This is a genomic window from Roseateles sp. SL47, assembly GCF_026625885.1.
In the GTDB taxonomy this organism is placed as follows: Bacteria; Pseudomonadota; Gammaproteobacteria; order Burkholderiales; family Burkholderiaceae_C; genus Roseateles.
In genome coordinates this window covers 594,245-617,995 of the sequence record NZ_CP113068.1, presented here as the reverse complement: position 1 = coordinate 617,995, position 23,751 = coordinate 594,245, and the positions used below count along the sequence as shown (strand labels likewise).

Here is a 23,751-nt window from a genome sequence, read left to right as displayed (position 1 = left end):
TCACCTTCATCCGTATCCGCAGGGGGGTGTGGGCAGGGGCTGGCACTGGTGTTCACACTGATCGGGCTTGCTTGCTTCGGGAATGCGACGACTGCCACCGCCGCAGCGACTGCAGCGACTGCAGCGACTGCGACGACTGCGACGACTGCGACGACTGCATTGGTTGCGACAACTGCGGCGACTGTGTCGGATGCTGCTGTTACTGCTGCTGCTGCTGCTGCTGCTGCTGCTGCGACAGCCGCCCCAGCGACCGCAACCGCGACCGCAATCTCGACCTCGACCTCGACCGCGACCGCGACCGCGATGCCACCTGGGTCGTCCGGGCTGTTCTTTGATGACTTCAGCTACCCGGACATTGAATCCATGGAGCATGCCGGCTGGCAGCTGCGCACTGCCGTCGGTCATCCGGGCATCCCTGGCGCGCGGTGGGTACGCGAGGGGGTGCAACTGAAGGAGGACCCGGCGCATCCGGGTCAGCGCCTGCTGAGCTTGTCGGCGTCGACCGACGGCACGGGGCCAGGCACCACGCAGGTCCAGGTGTGCCATCAGCGGAAGTATCTGGCCGGCACCTATGCGGCCCGCGTGCGCTTCAGCGACCAGCCGATCTCCGGTCCCGATGGTGATCCAGTGATCCAGACGTTTTATGCGGTGAGTCCGCTGCGCTTCGACTTCGATCCCGGGTTCAGCGAACTGGACTGGGAATATCTACCCAACGGCGGATGGGGCAGCGACAAGACCCGGCTGTATGGCATTACCTGGCAGACGGTGCGGCTGGACCCCTGGCTCGCCTACAACCAGCAGCATGAGGAGTTCACCGCGCTGGGCGTGCCAGGCAAGGACTGGCACACCCTGGTGATGCAGGTGGCAGACGGCCGCACCCGCTGGTTTGTTGATGGACGCCAGGTGGCGGTGCACGGCGGGCGCAACTATCCGGTGGTGCCCATGTCCATCAACTTCAACCTCTGGTTTTCACCGAATGGGCCGCTGCCCCCGGGTGGACCGCCGCGTGTGTACGAGCAGGCGGTGGACTGGGTGATGCATGCGAGAGATATGGTGCTTTCACCTGCGCAGGTGGAGGCGCAGGTCGCCCGTTGGCGAGCCGGTGGGGTGAGCCGGCTCGACGACGTGAGTCCACCCGTGCCAGCGCTGGAAAGCCGTTGTGATTTCTGAAGACTGCCGACGGCTCGCTCCGGTGGACCCATTCGTTGGTGCTCTGGAGGGTCGGGCTGGCGGCCGTGGCGGTGGCGCATCAACTGGTGGCTCAACTGGTGGATGAGCCGGCATGGTCGCCACTGGGCAGGCGTTTTGGCGTGAACGCCATCGCGGTGCTTGGGGATGGCATTCGTGGGTCTGTGGTGCTTGATGATGGTGGCGCTGGATCGGGAGAAGCGCTGCCTCAAACTCTGATGAATCGGTGATCAGCGGTTTGCGTGGCTGATCGGCGGATTCCGTCACCCGCTTGCGCCTTGAGTCAACATCGGCGCCAGGCCAATGAAAAAAGAGCCCGAAGGCTCCTTTCCATGGAGGTTGCTCCCGATCAGTAGCGAGCGCGCAGGGTCACGTAGTACTGTCGTCCGTTGCTGTAGAAGGCGCGTGGCTGATCTTTGTTGTCGCCGAAGTACTTCAGCGTCGGGTTGTTCAGGTTCAGCCCGTCCAGGCTCAGCGACAGGTAGTCGTTGATCTTGTAGTTGATCGACGCCACCAGCGTTCCCACGTCGTCCATGTGCATCTTCACGCCACGGTCGTAGCTGCCGTAGAACTTCGAGCGGTAGCTGTAGGCCAGGCGAGCGCTGAGGAAGTCGTTTTCGAAGTAGCCTTCCAGGTTGTAGGTGTTCTTCGAGTTGCCCGACATCTCGCCGCCACCGTCCAGCTTGCCGCTGGCGTAGGTGTAATTGGCATTGAGGCCGAAGTTGCCAAACAGCGGCTGCTGGTAGCCCAGTTCGAACCCCTTGTTCTTGGCCCCCACGTTCACCGGCTGGGTGATGTTGTAGGTTTCGATCTGCTTGTGCAGGTCGCTGAAGTAGCTGCCCTGCGTCACGCGGTAGTCCACGAACGAGCGGAAGTCCTGATAGAACACGCCCGCTGACACCAGCGACCGAGGCGCGAAATACCATTCCAGCGACAGGTCGTAGTTGGTGGACCGCACCGGGTTGAGGTTGGGGTTGCCGCTGCTGCCAGTGTTGAGCTGGTCGTTCAGCGAGGTGGTCGAGCTCAATGCCGTGTAGTCCGCCCGGGCCATGGTCTTGGCCACGGCACCACGCAACACGAGGTCGCTGTTCAGGCGGTAGGACAGGTTGGCGCTCGGCAGGACATCGGTGTAGCTGCGGTCGGTGTACTCACGCACAAACGGTCCGAACAACGAGGTGTTGTCGATGGCCGAGGCCGGATCCTGCGAGTTCGGCGCGCGCAGCGTGGAGTAGTGGCCCTTGGTCCGGACCACACGCACGCCGGCGTTGGTCTTCCAGCGGTCGCCCGCGAAGAAACCCATCAGGTAGCCCGCATCGGTCTTCTCATCAACGTCGAAGTCGTTGGTCCACTCGTGCCGCTGGGCCGGGTCGTAGTTGAACACCGCATTCGGGTCGGGCTTGGCCTGGGTGGACACCGTGGCCCACTTGGCAATGTCGGCATGACTCAGGCGCCACATGCCGTTGATCGGCGCACCAAAGGCCGAGCCGAAGTTGCTCGGGTAGCTGCCGCCGCTCCAGCCCGGAAGGGTCTTGTCGATGTTCGGATTGGCCCAGTTCGGGCCGCTGGAGATCCAGTTACCGTTGTTGCGGCTGTGATCGGTGAAGCGCAAGCCAGCCTTGATCGATTCCAGCGGGCCCGCTTCCACCTGCCATTCGGCATCCAGGGTGCCGTAGGTCTCTTCATCCGGCACCTTGACCTTGGCACCGTAGTTCCAGTTCCAGTACATGGTGTTGTAGTCGCGGAAGTTCGCACCATTGGAACTGGTGAAACCAACCGTCGGACCACGGCTGGTGCCGTTCATCATGTAGCTCAGCGCCAGCGGGGTGTTGCCGGCACTGCCGACGTTGCCCACTTCGGAAGCGTATTCCTCGGAGGCGCCGGTACCGCGCGTGCGGCCCACCTGGCCGGTCAGCGTGAGACGGTCGTTGACCGCCCACTTGCCGTCCAGGTTGATGTAGTTGGACTTCTGCTCGGCGCCCGGGCGGATGCCGCTGTCCACGATGATGGAGTTGGCCGCGCCGGTCTGCGGGAAGCTGGCCCCCACCAGGGTCTTGCCGTCCGCGCTCAGGGTTGCGGTCAGCGGCGCGACACCAGCATCAAACAACCACTTTGGCGAGGCCATGAAGTTGGTGTTCATGTTGGTCGCCTTGACCTTGGAGGTGAAAGCGCTGATGCCCAGCGTCACATCGTGGGTCGGCTTGATTTGCGCCTCGATGGCGCCGCCCTGCCGGTGACGTTCCTGTTCGAACAGGCTGGCACCGATCAGGCTCGGGGCCTTGACGCCGTCCAGCACGTCAATCGACTGAGTCGTGCCATTGACGTTCACGGTGGTGCCCGCAGCAAACTTGCTCTTGTCGATGGTGAAGTAACCCAGCACTTCATTGCCGTCCCGGCGTAGATGCTGCTTCTGGTCGAACACCTGCAGCAGCACGCCGAAGGTATTGGCGCTGTTCTTCCACGCGGCCAGGGCGCTCAACTGCGGGTCGGTCTTGTCGGCCAGCGTGCTGTGCATCGCGCCCAGCGAGGCTTCCAGCGTCAGGTTCTTCTTGAATTCCAGCGGGCGGCGCGTCTGGACGTCCACCGCACCGGCCACACCGCCTTCGACCAGGTCCGCACGCGCCGTCTTGTTGATGGTGACCTTGCCCACCAGTTCGGACGGCAGCAGCGAGTAGCTGGCGCTGCGGCCCACCGTGGTGCCGAACAGGTTCAGCACGAACCAGTCCCCGGTGGAGACTGCATGGCCATTGATCAGCGTCTGGGTCAGGCTGGGGCTGGTGCCGCGGATGCTCACGCGGTCGTTTTCAGAAAAACCGCCTTCGCCGCCGGCGCTGGAGGCGATGTTCACGCCGGGCACCCGCTGGATGGCGTCGGCGACGTTCTTGTCGGGCATCTTGCCCACATCTTCCGCAGTGACCACTTCCACCAGGGAGTCGGCGTTGCGCTTCGTATTCAGCGAAGACTCGCGAGAGGCCCGGATGCCGGTCACCACGACCTGTTCGAGCTGTTGGGTCTCTGCCTTCTTCTCGGTCTTCTGTTCTGGGGTTTGGGCCTGGGCTGCGCCTGCCGCGCTCAACAAGGTGAGCGTGACGGCGGCAGCAATGGGGGTCTTGATGACCTTCATGAACTGCTCCTCGAGTGGCCTTGATGTGGCATCCATGGATCTGGATCCAAGCGGCCGGGGATAAACACTGGCACCCGAGTCACGACACCCATCGGTGGAGTGGCATGCAGCTGGCGCCCCCGAATACACCTTTGATACAACCAATGCGATGCCACTATAACGACCGGTAGTGCCACTTTGCTACCAGTTTCGAGGCCGTGTTTTCCCTGCTGTGGCTGACTTGCTACCGGCGCACACGTCGATGCCTAGGGGTTTTTCCAGGTGGGGTGACGAGTTGTCAGATGTGCTCGCTGGCCTGCTTGCTTGGTCGCTAAGTGGTATTAGCGGCTCGCGTTCGGGTCGCATGGCGCAGGGGTGGGGAGGGCGGGCTGCCCGCCGTTGTGTGGTGAGTGGGGTGCTTCTGCGGGAGGCGCGCGGTCGACCTATCAAGCTTGAGTGACGTCCCGATGTCGCAGTGGCGCTTGTCGCGGATTGGGCGACGCTCGCACTCCCAAGAGGGTGCCCACAAAAATTGTTTGCGCCAAAAAATAGTGGTGCTATAGTCGTGGGCTTGCCTCGGAGGGGTGCCCGAGTGGCTAAAGGGGGCAGACTGTAAATCTGTTGGCTTACGCCTACGCTGGTTCGAATCCAGCCTCCTCCACCAAGGCAAACTTATGCAGAGATCCCGAAGTGGATGCAAAGAACAAAAGTTTGATGCATCTGCTTCGTGATTGAAGCTGAAGTGAGAGACTTGAAAAACTCCCGGGCGGGAGTAGTTCAATGGTAGAACCTTAGCCTTCCAAGCTAATGACACGGGTTCGATTCCCGTTTCCCGCTCCACAGTTGGAAGTCCAGGTGTTGTGTTGATAGTGTCGACACAGGTTTGTTGATTGCGTTGCTTGTTATGTTGAATAGCGCGAGTCGCCAGTCCTGTGTCGATGCCCATGTGGCTCAGTGGTAGAGCACTCCCTTGGTAAGGGAGAGGTCACGCGTTCGATCCGCGTCATGGGCACCACCTCATTCCTCTCAATCTGATTTCCTCGATCTGATCGCCAGGAGCGCAAGATGGCAAAAGGCAAGTTTGAACGTACCAAGCCGCACGTGAACGTGGGCACGATTGGTCACGTTGACCATGGCAAGACCACGCTGACGGCTGCTATCGCAACCGTGCTGGCCTCGAAGTTTGGCGGCGAAGCCAAGGCCTACGACCAGATCGACGCGGCTCCGGAAGAAAAGGCCCGCGGCATCACGATCAACACCGCTCACGTGGAATACGAGACGGCCAACCGCCACTACGCGCACGTTGACTGCCCCGGCCACGCTGACTATGTGAAGAACATGATCACCGGCGCTGCCCAGATGGACGGCGCGATCCTGGTGTGCTCGGCCGCTGACGGTCCGATGCCCCAGACCCGCGAGCACATCCTGCTGGCGCGTCAGGTGGGCGTGAAGTACATCATCGTGTTCCTGAACAAGTGCGACATGGTGGACGACGCCGAGCTGCTGGAGCTGGTGGAAATGGAAGTCCGCGAGCTGCTGAGCAAGTACGACTTCCCGGGCGACGACACCCCGATCATCAAGGGTTCGGCCAAGCTGGCGCTGGAAGGCGACAAGGGCGACCTGGGCGAGCAAGCCATCATGCGCCTGGCCGATGCGCTGGACAGCTACATCCCGACGCCTGAGCGCGCTGTGGACGGCGCTTTCCTGCTGCCGGTGGAAGACGTGTTCTCGATCTCTGGCCGTGGCACCGTGGTGACCGGTCGTGTGGAGCGCGGCATCATCAAGGTCGGCGAGGAAATCGAAATCGTCGGTATCCGTGATCTGCAAAAGACCACCGTGACCGGCGTGGAAATGTTCCGCAAGCTGCTGGACCAAGGTCAGGCTGGCGACAACGTCGGTATCTTGCTGCGCGGCACCAAGCGCGAAGACGTGGAGCGTGGCCAAGTGCTGGCCAAGCCGGGTTCGATCAAGCCGCACACCCACTTCACTGCTGAGATCTATGTGCTGAGCAAGGAAGAAGGCGGCCGTCACACTCCGTTCTTCAACAACTACCGTCCCCAGTTCTACTTCCGCACGACGGACGTGACGGGTGCCGTGGAGCTGCCGAAGGACAAGGAAATGGTCATGCCTGGCGACAACGTCAGCATCACCGTGAAGCTGATCGCTCCGATCGCCATGGAAGAAGGTCTGCGCTTCGCCATCCGTGAAGGCGGTCGTACCGTCGGCTCGGGTGTCGTGGCGACGATCATCGAGTAATTTAGTAAGAAGGCCACAGGGGCATAGCTCAATTGGCAGAGCGTCGGTCTCCAAAACCGAAGGTTGGGGGTTCGAGACCCTCTGCCCCTGCCAGCGACAGGCGATACGCATTTAAGCGATAATCGCGCGCTGGAACAAGTGGTCAAGCCAAGCCCGCGGGAGTTCATCTCGGCGGGCTTTGCTGCTGGTGGGTTCTGCGAGCCATCCTGGTGTTGCAGCGGTTCAGAAGTGAGTTCAATGTCCAATCCTCAAGTCGAAACAGTGACGACCGGCGCCGACAAGGCCAAGCTGGCGGGCGCTGTCGTCCTGCTCGTGGCCGCGCTGGTCGCGTTCTATGCGCTGGGCAAGCAGGGCCCTTGGGTGCAATGGGGCGCGCTGATTGTGTTGCTGGCCGCCGCCGTGGGTGCCTTCCTGACCTCCGAATCCGGCAAGTCCCTGATCGCCTACGGTCAGGACTCCGTCAAGGAAGTCCGCAAGGTGGTCTGGCCGACCGGCAAGGAAGCCCGTCAGATGACCCTCTACGTGTTTGCTTTCGTGGTGGTGATGGCGCTCTTCCTGTGGTTCACGGACAAGACGCTGGAATGGGTGCTGTACGACCTGATCCTGGGCTGGAAACGCTGAGCGGATAGATAGGACCGAGATGAGCGAAGATCAAAACGTCGTTGCGACCGAGTCGACCGCCCCCGCCGGCCTGCCCAAGCGCTGGTATGTGGTGCATGCCTATTCGGGCATGGAAAAGGCCGTCGAGCGCAATCTGCGCGAGCGCATTGATCGCGCGGGCATGCAGGACAAGTTCGGTCGCATCCTGGTGCCGACCGAAGAAGTCGTTGAACTGAAGAATGGCAAGAAGGCTGTCACCGAGCGTCGTTTCTTCCCCGGCTATGTGCTGGTGGAGATGGTGATGGAAGACGACACCTGGCACTTGGTGAAGCACACCTCCAAGGTGACCGGCTTTGTGGGTGGCGCCAAGAACCGCCCTGCTCCGATTTCGGAGTCCGAGGTGATGAAGATCGTCAACCAGATGCAAGAGGGCGTGGACAAGCCACGTCCCAAGGTTGAATGGGTGGTGGGCGAAATCGTCCGCGTCAAAGAAGGCCCGTTCACCGACTTCAATGGCAGCATCGAACAAGTCAACTACGACAAGTCGAAGCTCAGCGTTTCCGTCACCATCTTCGGCCGCGCAACGCCGGTCGAGCTGGACTTCGCGCAAGTCGAGAAGGTTTGACGTCACGCACCCCTGGCGCCCCGAGCCTGGCTCGCGGCGCCGGTGTCGTTCATGGAGCCTGACATCGCTCCGCAGCTTCGGCTGTGAAGACGTCCGTGACCAGTCTGCAACGAGAGGCGGACAAGAGGAGCAAGGGTAAGGGCGGTCGCCTGAGCCCCTTGCGTTAGCACTCAGGCGATGTGACGGGGCCGTTGCGTCGCTGCTAGGAGAAACTATGGCCAAGAAGATTGTCGGCTTTATCAAGCTGCAAATCCCGGCCGGCAAGGCGAACCCTTCGCCTCCGGTGGGTCCCGCGCTGGGTCAGCGTGGTCTGAACATCATGGAATTCTGCAAGGCGTTCAACGCCCAGACGCAGAGCTATGAGCCGGGCCTCAAGCTGCCCGTCGTGATCACCGCCTTCGCGGACAAGAGCTTCACCTTCGTGATCAAGTCGCCCCCGGCGACCGTGCTGATCAAGAAGGCAGCCAAGATCGAAAAGGGTTCGCAGCGTCCCCATCTGGACAAGGTCGGCAAGCTGACCCGCGCCCAGCTGGAAGAAATCGCCAAGACCAAGCAGAAGGACCTGACGGCTGCCGACATGGACGCCGCCGTCCGCACCATCGCCGGCTCTGCCCGTTCGATGGGCATCATCGTGGAGGGTGTGTGACATGGCCAAGCTGACCAAGCGTCAACAAGCTCTGCAAGGCAAGGTCGAAACGACCAAGCTGTATCCCCTGGCTGACGCGCTGAACCTGGTGAAGGAATGCGCCAACGCCAAGTTCGACGAATCGATCGACGTCTCCGTCCAACTGGGCGTGGATGCCAAGAAGTCGGACCAGGTGGTTCGTGGCGCCGTCGTGATGCCCAACGGCATCGGCAAGACCAAGCGCGTGGCTGTGTTCGCCCAGGGCGCCAAGGCTGAAGAAGCCAAGGCCGCTGGTGCCGACGTCGTCGGCATGGAAGACCTGGCTGAGCGCGTCAAGGCGGGTGACATGCCCTTCGACGTGGTCATCGCCTCGCCGGACACCATGCGTGTGGTCGGTACCCTGGGTCAGATCCTGGGCCCCCGTGGCCTGATGCCGAACCCGAAGGTCGGCACCGTGACCCCGGACGTCGCTACCGCCGTCAAGAACGCCAAGGCCGGTCAGGTTCAGTTCCGTATCGACAAGGCAGGTATCGTGCACGCCACCATCGGCCGTCGTTCGTTCGACACCGACAAGCTGGAAGGCAACCTGCGCGCCCTGGTCGAGGCTCTGAACAAGTCCAAGCCGGCAACCAGCAAGGGTGTGTACCTGCGCAAGGTGGCTGTGTCCTCCACCATGGGCGTTGGCGCTCGTGTGGACGTCGCAACCATCAACGCCGCGGCTTCTGCCTAAGCAACTCAGATGAGGTGTGACGCGAGTCTGGCGTCGCGCTGATGAATTGGTGGGTCGGGTCGGTGGCAACACCGGCCCGGGTCATCCAAGACCGCTGGCGCGAATTCCCGCAGTCCTGGGGAGTTTGCTTAATCGGGGGCTTCGGCCTCCCGCCAGCGCAGATGGCGGTCCCGCTGAAAGGATCTGATCTCTGGCCCGGCTTTGCCACCAGATGGTTTCCTGATCCCGACAGAAGGTCGCTGAATCCGGTGCCCGAGACGAGACACGCAAGTGTCGGATCGAGGGCGTAATGTGAGGAGTAGACCTTGAGTCTCAATCGCAACGAGAAAGCAGCCGTTGTGTCGGACGTGGCGGCGCAAGCTGCCAAGTCGCAGACGCTGGCGCTGGCCGAGTACCGTGGCCTCACCGTTGAAGCCCTGAACAAGCTGCGTGTCACCGCGCGTGCCCAAGGCGTGTACCTTCATGTCCTGAAGAACACCCTGGCTCGCCGTGCTGTCGCCGGCACCTCGTTCGAGGCTGCTTCGGATGCCATGGTCGGTCCGCTGATCTACGGCTTTTCGGAAGATGCTGTCGCGGCTGCCAAAGTCATCGCTGACTTTGCCAAGACCAACGACAAGCTCGTCCTCAAGGGTGGCGCCTATGGCGGCAAGGTGCTGGATGTTGACGGCCTGAAGGCCCTGGCATCCGTGCCCAGCAAGGAAGTCCTGCTGTCCCAATTGGCTGGCCTGCTCAAGTCGCCGGTGCAACGCACCGCGGCCGTGCTGGCTGCCCTGGCTCAGCAACGGGGCGGCGGCGCAGAAGCCGAAGCTCCGGCCGATGCTGCTGCCTGAACGACGCACCCCCAAGAAACCATCTGTATTTAGGAAACTATCATGGCATTCGACAAAGACGCTTTCCTGTCCGCTCTGGACAGCATGACCGTTCTGGAACTGAACGATCTGGTCAAGGCAATTGAAGAGAAGTTCGGCGTGTCCGCCGCTTCGATGGCTGCTCCCGCTGCTGGCGGCGCTGCTGGCGGTGGCGCTGCTGCTGCTGAAGAAAAGACCGAATTCACCGTGGTGCTGACCGATGCTGGCGCCAACAAGGTGTCGGTCATCAAGGCCGTGCGCGAAATCACCGGTCTGGGCCTGAAGGAAGCCAAGGACCTGGTCGACGGCGCTCCGAAGCCGGTCAAGGAAGGCATTGCCAAGGCCGACGCCGAAGCTGCCAAGAAGAAGCTGGAAGAAGCCGGCGCCAAGGTCGAACTCAAGTAATGACCTTGGAGAATCGGCAGGCCTGGCTTGCCGGTTCTTCTCCGAGAGAGGGGTGGTCCCAACGGGCCTCCCCTTTCCGCGTTTAAGGGCGGCATGCTCCGGATGCCTCGCAACGGCGTCGCGATCCGGGAAAATGTCCCCATAGTAGGGTTGTTGTCAGGGTTTTGGGCTTGACAAGAGCACCTGAAAGCATCGTCCATGTATCATGTGCGGTTCTTTCAAGTGTTCTCTGATCCGACTGCAGAGAACGGTTTGGTCGGGCCGCGGTCCGGCTGGAGATGATGCGTGGGTGCAATGCCCCCGGTCATGTCCAGTCCGCCGGGGTTGTCCGCCAGCGGTTGGTAGTGGCCAACCACCAAGCTTCGGGTGCAATGCCCGAACAGCCAGTCGCCGACGCGGTGCGCACCACGGCCAGGGGCGCACTCGACACGGAGTGTTTATGGCGCAAGCAACCCCCTACAGCTACACCGAGCGCAAGCGCATTCGCAAGAGCTTCGGCAAGCGCGTGAGCGTGCTCAACGTTCCCTACTTGCTGACGATGCAGAAGGACAGCTACGTCGCCTTCCTGCAAAAAGACGTCGCTCCGCTCAAGCGTAAACCCGAAGGCCTGCAAGCTGCCTTCCTGTCCACGTTCCCCATCGTTTCGCACAACGGGTTCGTGGAAATGAAATTCCTCGAATTCAATATTGCCAAGCCCCCGTTTGACGTTCGCGAATGTCAACAGCGTGGGCTGACCTTTGCAGCCGCCGTCCGCGCCAAGCTGCAGATGATCATCTACGACCGGGAAAGCCCGACCCCGAAGACGGTCAAGGAGATCAAGGAACAAGAGGTCTACATGGGCGAAGTGCCCCTGATGACCGACTACGGCTCCTTCATCATCAACGGCACAGAGCGGGTCATCGTCTCGCAGCTGCACCGCTCCCCCGGCGTGTTCTTTGAACACGACAAGGGCAAGACGCACTCGTCCGGCAAGCTGCTGTTCTCTGCGCGCATCATTCCTTATCGCGGCTCCTGGCTGGACTTCGAATTCGACCCGAAGGACATCCTCTATTTCCGCGTGGACCGTCGTCGCAAGATGCCGGTCACGATCCTGCTCAAGGCCATCGGCCTGAATCCGGAGCAGATCCTGGCGCACTTCTTTGTCTTCGACAACTTCCGCCTGATGGACTCGGGCGCCCAGATGGAGTTCGTGGCCGAACGCCTCAAGGGTGAAGTGGCTCGCTTCGACATCACCGACAAGAGCGGCAATGTCCTGGTCGAGAAGGACAAGCGCATCACCGCCCGCCATGTGCGCCAGATGGAGCAGTCCGGCACGCAGCATGTGACCGTGCCGGAAGACTTCCTGCTCGGCCGCGTGCTGGCCAAGAACATGGTCGATCCGGACACTGGCGAGATCATTGCCAAGGCCAACGATGAGCTGACCGACTCGCTGCTGAAGAAGCTGCGCGCCGCCGGCATCAAGGACATCCAGTGTCTGTTCACGAACGAGCTGGATGAAGGCGCCTACATCAGCCAGACCCTGGCCTCGGACGAAACCGCCGACCAGCTGGCTGCTCGTGTCGCCATCTACCGCATGATGCGTCCTGGCGAGCCGCCGACGGAAGACGCCGTCGAAGCGCTGTTCAACCGCCTGTTCTATTCGGAAGACACCTACGACCTGTCGCGCGTTGGCCGGATGAAGTTCAACGCCCGCGTGGGCCGCGACATCCCCGAAGGCGCGATGACGCTGTCCAACGAGGACATCCTGGACGTCGTCAAGATCCTGGTGGAACTGCGTAACGGCCGTGGCGAAGTGGACGACATCGACCACCTCGGCAACCGTCGCGTGCGCTGTGTCGGCGAACTGGCTGAAAACCAGTACCGCTCCGGCCTGGCCCGTATCGAAAAGGCTGTGAAGGAACGTCTGGGCCAGGCTGAGACCGAAGCCCTGATGCCGCACGACCTGATCAACTCCAAGCCGATCTCTGCGGCCCTGAAGGAGTTCTTCGGTGCGTCGCAGCTGTCGCAGTTCATGGACCAGACCAACCCCCTGTCCGAGATCACGCACAAGCGTCGTGTCTCGGCCCTGGGCCCGGGCGGTCTGACCCGTGAGCGTGCCGGCTTCGAAGTCCGTGACGTGCACCCGACCCACTATGGCCGCGTCTGCCCGATCGAAACGCCGGAAGGCCCGAACATCGGTCTGATCAACTCGCTGGCTCTTTACGCGCAACTGAACGAATACGGCTTCCTCGAAACGCCGTATCGCCGCGTGGTGGACTCCAAGGTCACCAACCAGATCGACTACCTGTCGGCCATCGAAGAAGGCAAGTACGTCATCGCTCAGGCGAACGCTTCGCTGAACGAAAGCGGTCAGCTGATCGACGAACTGGTCTCGGCCCGTGAAAACGGCGAATCGGTGCTGACCTCGCCGGAACGCATCCAGTACATGGACGTGGCGCCGACGCAGATCGTGTCGGTGGCGGCTTCGCTGGTGCCGTTCCTGGAGCACGACGATGCGAACCGCGCACTGATGGGCGCGAACATGCAGCGTCAGGCCGTGCCGACCCTGCGCCCCGAAAAGGCGTTTGTGGGTACCGGCGTGGAACGTGTGGCCGCGAAGGACTCGGGGACCGTGGTGGCCGCCCGCCGTGGTGGCGTGGTCGACTATGTGGACACGAACCGTATCGTGATCCGCGTGAACGACAACGAGACCGTGGCCGGTGAAGTGGGTGTGGATATCTACAACCTGATCAAGTATCAGCGTAGCAACCAGAACACCAACATCCATCAGCGCCCCATCGTCAAGCGTGGTGACCGCGTCGAAGCGGAAGACATCATTGCCGACGGCGCCTCGACCGACTTGGGTGAGCTGGCACTGGGCCAGAACATGCTGGTCGCGTTCATGCCTTGGAACGGCTACAACTTCGAAGACTCGATCCTGATCTCCGAACGCGTGGTGGCCGAAGACCGCTACACCTCGATCCACATCGAGGAACTGGTGGTCAAGGCTCGCGACACGAAGCTGGGCAGCGAAGAAATCACCCGCGACATCCCGAACCTGAGCGAACAGCAACTGGCTCGTCTGGACGAATCCGGCATCGTGTACATCGGTGCGGAAGTGAACCCGGGCGACGTGCTGGTGGGCAAGGTCACGCCGAAGGGCGAAACCACGCTGACGCCGGAAGAAAAGCTGCTGCGCGCCATCTTCGGTGAGAAAGCGTCCGACGTGAAGGACACCTCGCTGCGTGTGGACCAAGGCACCAGCGGTACCGTCATCGACGTGCAGGTCTTCACCCGTGAAGGCATCCAGCGCGACAAGCGCGCCCAGCAGATCATCGACGATGAACTGAAGCGCTTCCGCCTGGACCTGAACGACCAGCTGCGTATCGTGGAGGCCGACGCGTTCGACCGGATCGAGAAGCTGCTGAACGGCAAGGTCGCCAACGGGGGTCCGAAGAAGATCACCAAGGGCACCGTCATCACCAAGGACTATCTGGCGGAAGTCGAGAAGTTCCATTGGTTTGACATCCGTCCGGCCGAAGACGACATCGCCAACCAGCTGGAATCCATCAAGAACTCGCTGGAGCAGACCCGACACAGCTTCGACCTGGCCTTCGAAGAGAAGCGCAAGAAGCTGACGCAGGGCGATGAGCTCGACGCTGGCGTGCTGAAGATGGTGAAGGTGTACCTGGCCGTCAAGCGTCGCCTGCAGCCTGGCGACAAGATGGCCGGCCGTCACGGCAACAAGGGTGTTGTGTCCAAGATCACCCCGATCGAAGACATGCCCTACATGGCCGACGGCACACCCGCCGACATCGTGCTGAACCCGCTGGGCGTTCCGTCCCGGATGAACGTCGGTCAGGTGCTGGAAGTGCACCTGGGCTGGGCGGGCAAGGGCATTGGCCAGCGTATCGGCGACATGCTGCAACGCGAGGCTCGTGTGGCCGAGCTGCGCAGCTTCATGGATGAGCTGTTCAACCAGAACGGCGGCAAGCCCGAGAAGCTGGACGAGCTGACCGACGCTGAAGTCATCGACATGGCGCAAAACCTGGCCAAGGGTGTGACCTTCGCCACGCCGGTGTTCGACGGGGCCAAGGAAAGCGAAATCCGCGCGATGCTGCAACTGGCCTATCCCGAGGACATCGCCGCACGCAAGGGCCTCACGCCGACCCGTACGCAGGCTTACCTGTATGACGGCCGCACCGGCGAGCAGTTCGAGCGTCCGACGACCATCGGCTACATGCACGTGCTGAAGCTGCACCACTTGGTGGACGACAAGATGCACGCACGTTCGACCGGCCCGTACTCGCTCGTGACTCAGCAGCCGCTGGGCGGCAAGGCGCAGTTCGGCGGACAGCGTTTCGGGGAAATGGAAGTGTGGGCGCTGGAAGCCTACGGTGCTTCCTACATCCTGCAGGAAATGCTGACCGTGAAGTCCGACGACGTGAATGGCCGTACCAAGGTGTACGAATCCATCGTCAAGGGCGAGCACTCGATCGAAGCGGGCATGCCCGAGTCGTTCAACGTGCTGGTGAAGGAAATCCGTTCGCTCGGTATCGACATCGAACTCGAGCGCAACTAAAGGGAACAGGAGAGACACATGAAAGGTTTACTGGACCTGTTCAAGCAATTCACGCCGGACGAGCACTTCGACGCGATCAAGATCGGGCTGGCTTCGCCCGAAAAGATCCGTTCGTGGTCTTTCGGTGAAGTGAAGAAGCCCGAGACCATCAACTACCGGACTTTCAAGCCGGAACGCGATGGCCTGTTCTGCGCCAAGATCTTCGGCCCGATCAAGGACTACGAGTGCCTGTGCGGCAAGTACAAGCGCCTGAAGCACCGTGGCGTGATCTGCGAGAAGTGCGGCGTTGAAGTCACCCAGACCAAGGTGCGTCGCGAGCGCATGGGTCACATTGACCTGGCCGCGCCCTGCGCCCACATCTGGTTCCTGAAGTCCCTGCCGTCCCGTCTGGGCCTGGTGCTGGACATGACCCTGCGCGACATCGAGCGCGTGCTGTACTTCGAAGCCTACGTGGTGGTGGACCCCGGCATGACCCCGCTGAAGAAGTTCAGCATCATGTCCGAGGACGATTACGACGCGAAGCGTGTCGAGTACGGTGACGAGTTCATCGCGCTGATGGGTGCCGAAGGCATCAAGAAGCTGCTGGAGGAGATGGATCTCGACGTCGAGATCGATCGCCTGCGCAACGACATGACCGGCTCCGAGCTGAAGGTCAAGAAGAACTCCAAGCGCCTCAAGGTCATGGAGGCCTTCAAGCGTTCGGGCATCAAGCCGAACTGGATGGTGCTGGAAGTGCTGCCGGTGCTGCCGCCGGACCTGCGTCCGCTGGTGCCGCTGGACGGCGGTCGCTTTGCGACCTCCGACCTGAACGACCTCTATCGTCGCGTCATCAACCGCAACAACCGCCTGGCCCGTCTGCTGGAGCTGAAGGCCCCCGAGATCATCGTGCGCAACGAAAAGCGCATGCTGCAGGAGGCGGTCGACTCGCTGCTGGACAACGGCCGTCGCGGCAAGGCGATGACCGGCGCCAACAAGCGTGCCCTCAAGTCGCTGGCCGACATGATCAAGGGCAAGAGCGGTCGTTTCCGTCAGAACTTGCTGGGCAAGCGCGTCGACTACTCGGGCCGTTCGGTGATTACCGTGGGCCCGACGCTCAAGCTGCATCAGTGCGGTCTGCCCAAGCTGATGGCGCTGGAGCTGTTCAAGCCCTTCATCTTCTCGCGTCTGGAGGCGATGGGCATCGCCACCACCATCAAGGCGGCGAAGAAGGAAGTCGAATCCGGCACGCCGGTGGTCTGGGACATCCTTGAAGAAGTCATCAAGGAACACCCGGTCCTGCTGAACCGCGCTCCGACGCTGCACCGCCTGGGCATCCAGGCCTTTGAACCGGTGCTGATCGAAGGCAAGGCGATTCAGCTGCATCCGCTCGTCTGCGCGGCCTTCAACGCCGACTTCGACGGTGACCAGATGGCCGTTCACGTGCCGCTGTCCATCGAAGCGCAGATGGAAGCCCGCGTGCTGATGCTGGCCTCCAACAACGTGCTGTTCCCGGCCTCCGGCGAACCATCCATCGTCCCGTCGCAAGACGTGGTGCTGGGCCTGTACTACGCCACTCGTGAGCGTACGAACGGCCGGGGTGAAGGCATGGTGTTCTCGGACATCGCCGAAGTCATCCGCGCGCTGGATACCGGTGCGGTGGAAGTGACCGCCAAGATCAGCGTGCGCCTGACCGAGTACAGCAAGGACAAGGACACCGGCGAGTGGGTTCCCGAGACCAAGCTGGTGGACACCACCGTGGGCCGCGCGATCCTGTCGGAAATCCTGCCCAAGGGCCTGCCCTTCAGCAACATCAACAAGGCGCTGAAGAAGAAGGAAATCTCGCGCCTGATCAACACCTCCTTCCGCAAGTGCGGCCTGAAGGAAACCGTGGTGCTGGCAGACAAGCTGCTGCAGTCCGGCTTCCGTCTGGCCACGCGTGCCGGCATCTCGATCGCCATCGACGACATGCTGGTGCCCAAGCAGAAGGTCGAGCTGATCGATCGCGCCGAGAAGGAAGTCAAGGAGATCGAGCAGCAGTACGTCTCGGGTCTGGTGACCGCCGGTGAACGCTACAACAAGGTGGTGGACATCTGGGGCAAGACCGGTGACGAAGTCGGCAAGGTGATGATGTCGCAGCTGTCCAAGGAAAAGATCCTGGACCGCAACGGCAAGGAAGTGGAGCAGGAGTCCTTCAACTCCATCTACATGATGGCTGACTCCGGTGCCCGCGGTAGCGCGGCCCAGATCCGCCAGCTGGCCGGTATGCGGGGCCTGATGGCCAAGCCGGACGGCTCCATCATTGAAACGCCGATCACCGCGAACTTCCGCGAAGGTCTGAACGTTCTGCAGTACTTCATTTCCACCCACGGTGCTCGTAAGGGCCTGGCGGATACGGCGCTGAAGACCGCAAACTCGGGCTACCTGACGCGTCGTCTGGTGGACGTGACGCAGGATCTGGTCGTGACCGAATCCGATTGCGGCACCGACAACGGCATCAACATGCGCGCCCTGGTGGAAGGCGGTGAGGTGATCGAGTCTCTGCGCGACCGTATCCTGGGTCGTGTGGCTGCCGTGGATGTGATGCACCCGGAAACGCAGGCGCTGCTGCTGACCGCCGGCAACATGCTGGACGAAGACACCCTGGACCTGCTGGAACAAGCCGGCGTGGACGAGGTGAAGGTCCGCACGCCGCTGACCTGTGGCACCCGCTTCGGTCTGTGCGCGAAGTGCTATGGCCGCGACCTGGGTCGTGGCGGCCTGGTCAACACCGGTGAGGCCGTGGGCGTGATTGCTGCACAGTCGATCGGTGAGCCGGGCACGCAGCTGACGATGCGTACCTTCCACATCGGTGGTGCGGCTTCGCGTGCGGCCGTGGCCTCCAGCGTGGAAGCCAAGTCGGACGGCATCATCGGCTTCAATGCCACGATGCGCTACGTGACCAACGGCAAGGGCGAGTTGGTGGTGATTTCCCGTTCCGGCGAAATCGTCATCTCCGACCCGCACGGCCGCGAGCGTGAGCGTCACAAGGTGCCGTACGGTGCGCTGCTCAACATCAAGGCTGACCAGACCATCAAGGCTGGCACCATCCTGGCCAATTGGGACCCGCTGACCCGCCCGATCATCACGGAATTCGCCGGTCAGGCGAAGTTCGAGAACGTCGAAGAAGGCGTGACGGTGGCCAAGCAGGTCGACGAAGTGACCGGTCTGTCCACCCTGGTGGTGATCGATCCGAAGCGTCGTGGTGCAGCCAAGGTGGTTCGTCCGCAGGTGAAGCTGCTGGATGCCCAGGGCAACGAGGTGAAGATCCCCGGTACCGACCACTCGGTGACGATCGGCTTCCAGGTCGGCGCTCTGATCCAGGTGCGCGACGGCCAGGATCTGGCGCCCGGCGAAGTGCTGGCCCGTATCCCGGTGGAAGGTCAGAAGACTCGCGACATTACCGGGGGTCTGCCCCGCGTGGCCGAGCTCTTCGAAGCCCGTTCGCCGAAGGACGCGGGTGTCCTGGCCGAGCAGACCGGTACGGTCTCGTTTGGTAAGGAGACCAAGGGCAAGGTGCGCTTGGAGATCACCGATCCGGAAGGCCGCAAGCACGAAGTGCTGGTGCCCAAGGAAAAGAACATCCTGGTGCACGAAGGTCAGGTGGTGAACCGCGGCGAACTGATCGTCGACGGCCCGGCGGATCCGCAGGACATCCTGCGCCTGCTGGGGATCGAGGAACTGGCTCGCTACATCGTGGACGAAGTGCAAGACGTTTACCGTCTGCAGGGCGTGAAGATCAACGACAAGCACATCGAGGTGATCGTTCGCCAGATGCTGCGCCGCGTGCAGATCGTCAACCCGGGCGATTCGTCCTACATCACCGGCGAACAGGTCGAACGTTCGGAGCTGCTGGATACCAACGACCGTCTGCGTGGCGAAGGCAAGATCATTGCCACCCACTCCGACGTGCTGCTGGGGATCACCAAGGCATCGCTGTCCACCGATTCGTTCATCTCGGCGGCTTCCTTCCAGGAAACCACGCGCGTGCTGACCGAAGCGGCCATCATGGGCAAGCGCGACGAGCTGCGCGGTCTGAAGGAAAACGTGATCGTGGGTCGTCTGATCCCGGCCGGTACCGGTATGGCCTTCCACCAGGCGCGTCGCGTCAAGGAAGAGATGGACGACGCAGAGCGCCGTTCCATCGCGATGCAGGAAGCCGAGGAAATGGCGGCGGTGCAACTGTCCGCCCTGGATGCGGACGACACGCCGAGCGTTTGAGCGGACTCATCACCCTGAGTGACTGAGACCGGCGGGTGAAACCGCCGGTCCGGCTGAAAAGGCTGCCGACCCGAAAGGGGGCAGCCTTTTTTTTCGCTCAGGGTTCGGACTGGGGGGAGGGGCCTGGGCGGGCGCTGGAGGCGGGCGGGTTCTGGGGGGGCTGCAGCGGGCGCTGGAGGCATGCGGGCGGAGGCTTCTGCTCCATGTCCCCCGCCCCTTCGGGGCTCCTCCTTGACTTACGCAGAAGCCTCCGCCCGCATGCCTCCGGACCGAGTCGTGCGAAAAAACACTGAACGAAGAGGCCGAGATCAACAACGCCCATCCCCATCCCGAGCCCAATCTCGATGTCCATCCGAGCCCAAGCCCGAGCTCGGGTCGGCCCCCCCTGTCGGATGCAGAGGCTACTGGGAGGCGAGGTCTGTGAGTGCCGTGGTGGCGTGGCGCTGGAGCCACGCATCGGGAGACAGAATCGATAATCCCAACTTCGCCGCGCGCTTCGCCACCTTCAAGACAGCCCGATCCCGGGAAAGAAGGACCGTGGGCTGCGACACCGCCAAGTGCAGCGCCAGGTCAATGAACTTCTGGTCGTCCTCGTCACTGCATCGCGGACGCGAAATGCCCAGTACCGGCACTTCGATGAATTCACAGTGCTGTTGAAATGCCGCATGGATCCGCGCCAGGTCCGGGGAATAGCGCGCAGCCACTCCGCGCCCCAGCACGTGCAGCATTTCCGCTTTCATCGGGGCCGTGGCAGTCCAAAGTAAGTGCCGGCTTTCGACGCGGGCAATGATCGGCCGGATGCGTGGTTCATCAAAAACCAGCCAATCCATGACGATCTGAGTGTCCAGAACGACGCGCAGGGGCAGGGGCCCGATGGGTGAGGCCGGCGGCAATGAAGGTAAAACAGCAGGGTTCATGGGGGCAGCCAGCATAGCGCCTTGTGCGTTTTCGGCGAACTGGCCTACAATCGCGGGCTCTTCAGCGTGTATAGATGCGCCTGAAGGGGCTTGAAAAGGGGGCTTGATCCCCTGGGCCCTGCCCACCTGCCGAATACGCGGATATCACGGATATCACGGATATAGCGGATCTCGGCCCAGGTACGGTAGAGCCAACTGAGCCCCATTCAGGGAAGCGAGTGAAAACGTTCGGAAGGCAGTGAGGGCGTGGTGCCGCGATCAAGGTCGGCGCTGCGCTTTTGTCGCTTGTCTTCTGGGTCGTCGAACTGGCCGCGCCTCTCACTGCCGCTGAAGCTGTGACTTCAAACGGGAACAAGTTACTTATGCCAACCATCAATCAGCTCGTGCGCCACGGTCGTGAGACCGAGGTGACGAAATCCAAGTCGCCGGCTATGCAGTCGTGCCCGCAGCGCCGTGGCGTCTGCACCCGCGTGTACACCACCACCCCGAAGAAGCCGAACTCGGCTCTGCGTAAAGTGGCCAAGGTGCGCCTGACCAACGGTTTCGAGGTCATCTCGTACATCGGCGGTGAAGGCCACAACCTGCAAGAACACAGCGTCGTGCTCGTGCGCGGCGGCCGTGTCAAGGACTTGCCCGGTGTGCGTTACCACATCGTCCGCGGTTCTCTGGACCTGCAGGGCGTGAAGGACCGCAAGCAATCGCGTTCCAAGTACGGCGCGAAGCGTCCGAAGAAGGCCTAATCAGCCCAGGTTTTGGCTGCCGAGGTCTCAGGACAACGGTCACCAAATTGTTGCGGTTTCGGTGCATGTGCACCCACAACCGAGTAAGTGGATCCCCCCAATAGGTGGTGGAGATCCGCGGCAGGCGAAAGCCAGCCAACTGAAGCATTGAAGGAAGACTCCCATGCCACGTCGTCGCGAAGTACCCAAGCGCGAAATCCTGCCCGATCCCAAGTTCGGCAGCGTTGATCTGTCCAAGTTCATGAACGTCATCATGGAATCGGGCAAGAAGGCCGTCGCAGAGCGCATCATTTATGGCGCCCTGGAACAGGTCGAGAACAAGTCCGGCAAAGATCCGCTGGAAGTGTTCATGATCGCGCTGAACAACGTGAAGCCCATGGTCGAAGTGAAGTCCCGTCGTGTTGGCGGTGCGAACTACCAAGTTCCCGTGGAAGTTCGCCCCGTCCGCCGTCTGGCTCTGGCCATGCGCTGGCTCAAGGAATCGGCACGCAAGCGCGGTGAGAAGTCGATGGCCCAACGTTTGGCCAACGAACTGCTGGAAGCTGCTGAAGGCCGCGGTGGCGCGATGAAGAAGCGCGACGAAGTGCACCGTATGGCCGACGCCAACAAGGCGTTCTCGCACTTCCGTTTCTAAACAAGACCTTCCTGGCCGCCTCGGGTTTTTACCAACCCGCTGGCGGCTCCATGCATTTGGAGTGACACCATGTCCCGCAAGACCCCCATCGAGCGCTACCGCAACATCGGTATTTCCGCGCACATCGATGCCGGCAAGACCACGACGACCGAACGTATCCTGTTCTACACCGGTGTGAACCACAAGATCGGTGAGGTGCACGACGGCGCCGCCACGATGGACTGGATGGAACAGGAGCAAGAGCGCGGCATCACGATCACGTCGGCCGCGACGACCTGCTTCTGGAAGGGCATGGACATGTCCTACCCCGAGCATCGTTTCAACATCATCGACACCCCCGGGCACGTGGACTTCACCATCGAGGTGGAGCGTTCCATGCGCGTCCTGGACGGCGCCTGCATGGTGTACTGCGCCGTGGGTGGCGTGCAGCCCCAGTCGGAAACCGTCTGGCGCCAGGCCAATAAGTACAAGGTGCCCCGCCTCGCGTTCGTCAACAAGATGGACCGTACCGGCGCGAACTTCTTCAAGGTCGTTGACCAGATGAAGACCCGCCTGAAGGCCAACCCTGTGCCCATCGTGATCCCCATCGGCGCCGAAGAAAACTTCACCGGCGTGGTGGACCTGCTCAAGATGAAGGCCATCATTTGGGACGAAGCCTCCCAGGGCATGAAGTTCGAGTACCAGGACATCCCGGCCGACCTCGTGGCGACCGCGAACGAATGGCGCGAAAAGATGATCGAAGCGGCTGCTGAAGCCAGCGAAGATCTGATGAACAAGTACCTGGAGTCGGGCGAACTGACCGAAGCTGAAATCAAGCTGGCGCTGCGTACCCGCACGATCGCCACCGAGATCCAGCCGATGCTGTGCGGCACCGCCTTCAAGAACAAGGGCGTGCAGCGCATGCTGGACGCCGTCATCGACTTCCTGCCTTCCCCGGTGGACATTCCCCCGGTGTCCGGCACGGACGAAGACGACAAGGAAGTCACCCGCAAGGCTGACGACAGCGAAAAGTTCGCCGCTCTGGCTTTCAAGCTGATGACCGACCCGTTCGTCGGCCAGCTGACCTTCGTTCGCGTGTATTCGGGCGTGCTGCAATCCGGCTCGACCGTCTACAACCCGATCAAGGGCAAGAAGGAACGTATCGGCCGGATCCTGCAGATGCACGCCAACCAGCGTGAAGAAATCAAGGAAATTCTGGCGGGCGACATCGCTGCTTGCGTGGGCCTGAAGGAAGTGACCACCGGTGAGACGCTGTGCGATCCGGAAGCCGTCATCACCCTGGAAAAGATGGTCTTCCCTGAGCCTGTGATTTCGCAGGCCGTGGAACCCAAGACCAAGGCTGACCAGGAAAAGATGGGTCTGGCCCTGGGTCGTCTGGCTGCAGAAGATCCGTCGTTCCGCGTGCGGACCGACGAAGAATCCGGCCAGACCATCATTTCCGGCATGGGCGAGCTGCACCTGGAAATCATCGTGGACCGCATGAAGCGCGAGTTCAGCGTTGAAGCCAACGTCGGCAAGCCGCAGGTGGCCTACCGCGAAACCATTCGCAAGGCTGTCCAGGACGTCGAAGGCAAGTTCGTTCGCCAGTCCGGTGGTAAGGGCCAGTACGGTCACGTGGTGCTGACGGTCGAACCGCAAGAAGCCGGCAAGGGCTTCGAGTTCGTGGACGCCGTCAAGGGCGGTGTGGTGCCTCGCGAGTACATCCCGGCGGTGGAAAAGGGCGTGATCGACACCCTGCCGAACGGCGTGTTGGCGGGCTACCCCGTTGTGGACGTGAAGGTCACGCTGACCTTCGGTTCGTACCACGATGTGGACTCGAACGAAAACGCGTTCAAGATGGCCGCTTCGATGGGCTTCAAGGAAGCCTGCCGCCGCGCCAGCCCCGTGATCCTCGAGCCGATGATGGCCGTGGAAGTGGAAACGCCGGAAGACTATGCTGGTACCGTGATGGGCGATCTGTCCTCGCGTCGCGGCATGGTGCAAGGCATGGACGACATGGTCGGTGGTGGCAAGGTCATCAAGGCCGAAGTGCCGCTGTCGGAAATGTTCGGCTACTCGACCTCGCTGCGTTCCGCAACGCAAGGTCGTGCTACATACACGATGGAGTTCAAGCACTACGCTGAAGCTCCGAAGAATGTGGCGGACGCCATCATCACCGCACGGGCGAAGTAAGCTCTCTCTCCCTACCGCCTGACGGCGGCCCCCATCAGGGGGCGAGCCGAGTGGACTGGCAGAGCCAGTCCACCGGCACCGCTGGAGGGGCGCGGGCCTGACGGCCGCGCTGGG

16 protein-coding genes and 4 tRNA genes are annotated in these 23,751 nt (G+C 61.9%); 18 read left to right on the top strand and 2 right to left on the bottom strand.

Features of this window, described 5'->3' with window-relative positions:
- The first annotated feature begins 303 nt into the window (after window positions 1–303).
- Together OU995_RS02690 and OU995_RS02685 are read left to right on the top strand one after the other, a co-directional pair.
- Window positions 304–1,170, top strand: coding sequence for a glycoside hydrolase family 16 protein (locus tag OU995_RS02690; RefSeq protein WP_267833801.1), 867 nt, complete (start codon window positions 304–306; stop codon window positions 1,168–1,170).
- Between the two features lie 35 nt (window positions 1,171–1,205).
- The gene (locus OU995_RS02685) at window positions 1,206–1,418 is read left to right on the top strand and encodes a hypothetical protein (RefSeq protein ID WP_267833798.1); all 213 of its coding nucleotides are present in this window, start codon (window positions 1,206–1,208) and stop codon (window positions 1,416–1,418) included.
- Window positions 1,419–1,537: 119 nt separating this feature from the next.
- Here the strand turns inward: OU995_RS02685 and OU995_RS02680 are convergent, their stop codons facing one another.
- Entirely contained in the window at window positions 1,538–4,309 is a 2,772-nt protein-coding gene (locus OU995_RS02680; RefSeq protein ID WP_267833797.1) for a TonB-dependent receptor, read from the bottom strand.
- Between the two features lie 557 nt (window positions 4,310–4,866).
- Between OU995_RS02680 and OU995_RS02675 the strand changes: the two genes are divergently transcribed.
- The 13 genes from OU995_RS02675 (at window position 4,867) to rpoC (ending at window position 19,174) form a co-directional block, all read left to right on the top strand.
- Window positions 4,867–4,952 (top strand) — tRNA-Tyr (locus OU995_RS02675).
- Between the two features lie 102 nt (window positions 4,953–5,054).
- Window positions 5,055–5,128, top strand: a tRNA-Gly gene (locus OU995_RS02670).
- Window positions 5,129–5,228: 100 nt separating this feature from the next.
- A tRNA-Thr gene (locus OU995_RS02665) sits at window positions 5,229–5,303 on the top strand.
- Between the two features lie 50 nt (window positions 5,304–5,353).
- Window positions 5,354–6,544 carry an elongation factor Tu gene (gene tuf, locus OU995_RS02660; RefSeq protein ID WP_184294483.1) on the top strand — a complete coding sequence of 397 codons (1,191 nt, stop codon included), beginning with the start codon at window positions 5,354–5,356 and terminating at the stop codon, window positions 6,542–6,544.
- 17 nt (window positions 6,545–6,561) lie between these two features.
- Window positions 6,562–6,637: transfer RNA gene (locus OU995_RS02655), tRNA-Trp, on the top strand.
- Window positions 6,638–6,781: 144 nt separating this feature from the next.
- Entirely contained in the window at window positions 6,782–7,165 is a 384-nt protein-coding gene (secE, locus tag OU995_RS02650; RefSeq protein WP_267833796.1) for a preprotein translocase subunit SecE, read from the top strand.
- Between the two features lie 19 nt (window positions 7,166–7,184).
- Window positions 7,185–7,769 (top strand): transcription termination/antitermination protein NusG, encoded by a 585-nt coding sequence (nusG, locus tag OU995_RS02645; RefSeq protein WP_267833795.1) that lies wholly within the window; start codon window positions 7,185–7,187, stop codon window positions 7,767–7,769.
- Between the two features lie 214 nt (window positions 7,770–7,983).
- Window positions 7,984–8,415: a 50S ribosomal protein L11 gene (gene rplK / locus OU995_RS02640; protein ID WP_058933584.1), complete on the top strand. Its 432-nt coding sequence runs from the start codon at window positions 7,984–7,986 to the stop codon at window positions 8,413–8,415.
- Between the two features lies 1 nt (window position 8,416).
- Complete coding sequence (gene rplA / locus OU995_RS02635) at window positions 8,417–9,124, top strand: 50S ribosomal protein L1 (RefSeq protein ID WP_267833794.1); 708 nt, start codon at window positions 8,417–8,419, stop codon at window positions 9,122–9,124.
- A 305-nt stretch (window positions 9,125–9,429) separates the two neighbouring features.
- Complete coding sequence (gene rplJ / locus OU995_RS02630; RefSeq protein WP_267833793.1) at window positions 9,430–9,954, top strand: 50S ribosomal protein L10; 525 nt, start codon at window positions 9,430–9,432, stop codon at window positions 9,952–9,954.
- 42 nt (window positions 9,955–9,996) lie between these two features.
- Window positions 9,997–10,377: a 50S ribosomal protein L7/L12 gene (rplL, locus tag OU995_RS02625; RefSeq protein ID WP_267833792.1), complete on the top strand. Its 381-nt coding sequence runs from the start codon at window positions 9,997–9,999 to the stop codon at window positions 10,375–10,377.
- Window positions 10,378–10,816: 439 nt separating this feature from the next.
- Complete coding sequence (gene rpoB, locus OU995_RS02620) at window positions 10,817–14,938, top strand: DNA-directed RNA polymerase subunit beta (protein WP_267833791.1); 4,122 nt, start codon at window positions 10,817–10,819, stop codon at window positions 14,936–14,938.
- A gap of 18 nt (window positions 14,939–14,956) precedes the next feature.
- Window positions 14,957–19,174, top strand: a complete 4,218-nt coding sequence (rpoC, locus tag OU995_RS02615; RefSeq protein ID WP_267833790.1) for a DNA-directed RNA polymerase subunit beta' — start codon at window positions 14,957–14,959, stop codon at window positions 19,172–19,174.
- 401 nt (window positions 19,175–19,575) lie between these two features.
- Here rpoC and OU995_RS02610 read toward each other — a convergent pair whose 3' ends face one another.
- On the bottom strand, window positions 19,576–20,091 hold the full coding sequence (locus OU995_RS02610) for a PIN domain-containing protein (RefSeq protein WP_267833789.1): 516 nt from the start codon (window positions 20,089–20,091) through the stop codon (window positions 19,576–19,578).
- 362 nt (window positions 20,092–20,453) lie between these two features.
- On the opposite strand from OU995_RS02610, the gene rpsL reads away from it, so the two are divergent.
- The 3 genes from rpsL to fusA all read left to right on the top strand — a co-directional run bounded on the left by rpsL (window position 20,454) and on the right by fusA (window position 23,637).
- A complete protein-coding gene (gene rpsL, locus OU995_RS02605; protein ID WP_058933591.1) occupies window positions 20,454–20,831 on the top strand; it encodes a 30S ribosomal protein S12 in 378 nt (125 codons plus the stop codon).
- A 163-nt stretch (window positions 20,832–20,994) separates the two neighbouring features.
- Complete coding sequence (gene rpsG, locus OU995_RS02600; RefSeq protein WP_088454766.1) at window positions 20,995–21,465, top strand: 30S ribosomal protein S7; 471 nt, start codon at window positions 20,995–20,997, stop codon at window positions 21,463–21,465.
- Window positions 21,466–21,534: 69 nt separating this feature from the next.
- On the top strand, window positions 21,535–23,637 hold the full coding sequence (gene fusA / locus OU995_RS02595) for an elongation factor G (RefSeq protein WP_267833787.1): 2,103 nt from the start codon (window positions 21,535–21,537) through the stop codon (window positions 23,635–23,637).
- Window positions 23,638–23,751: the final 114 nt, after the last annotated feature.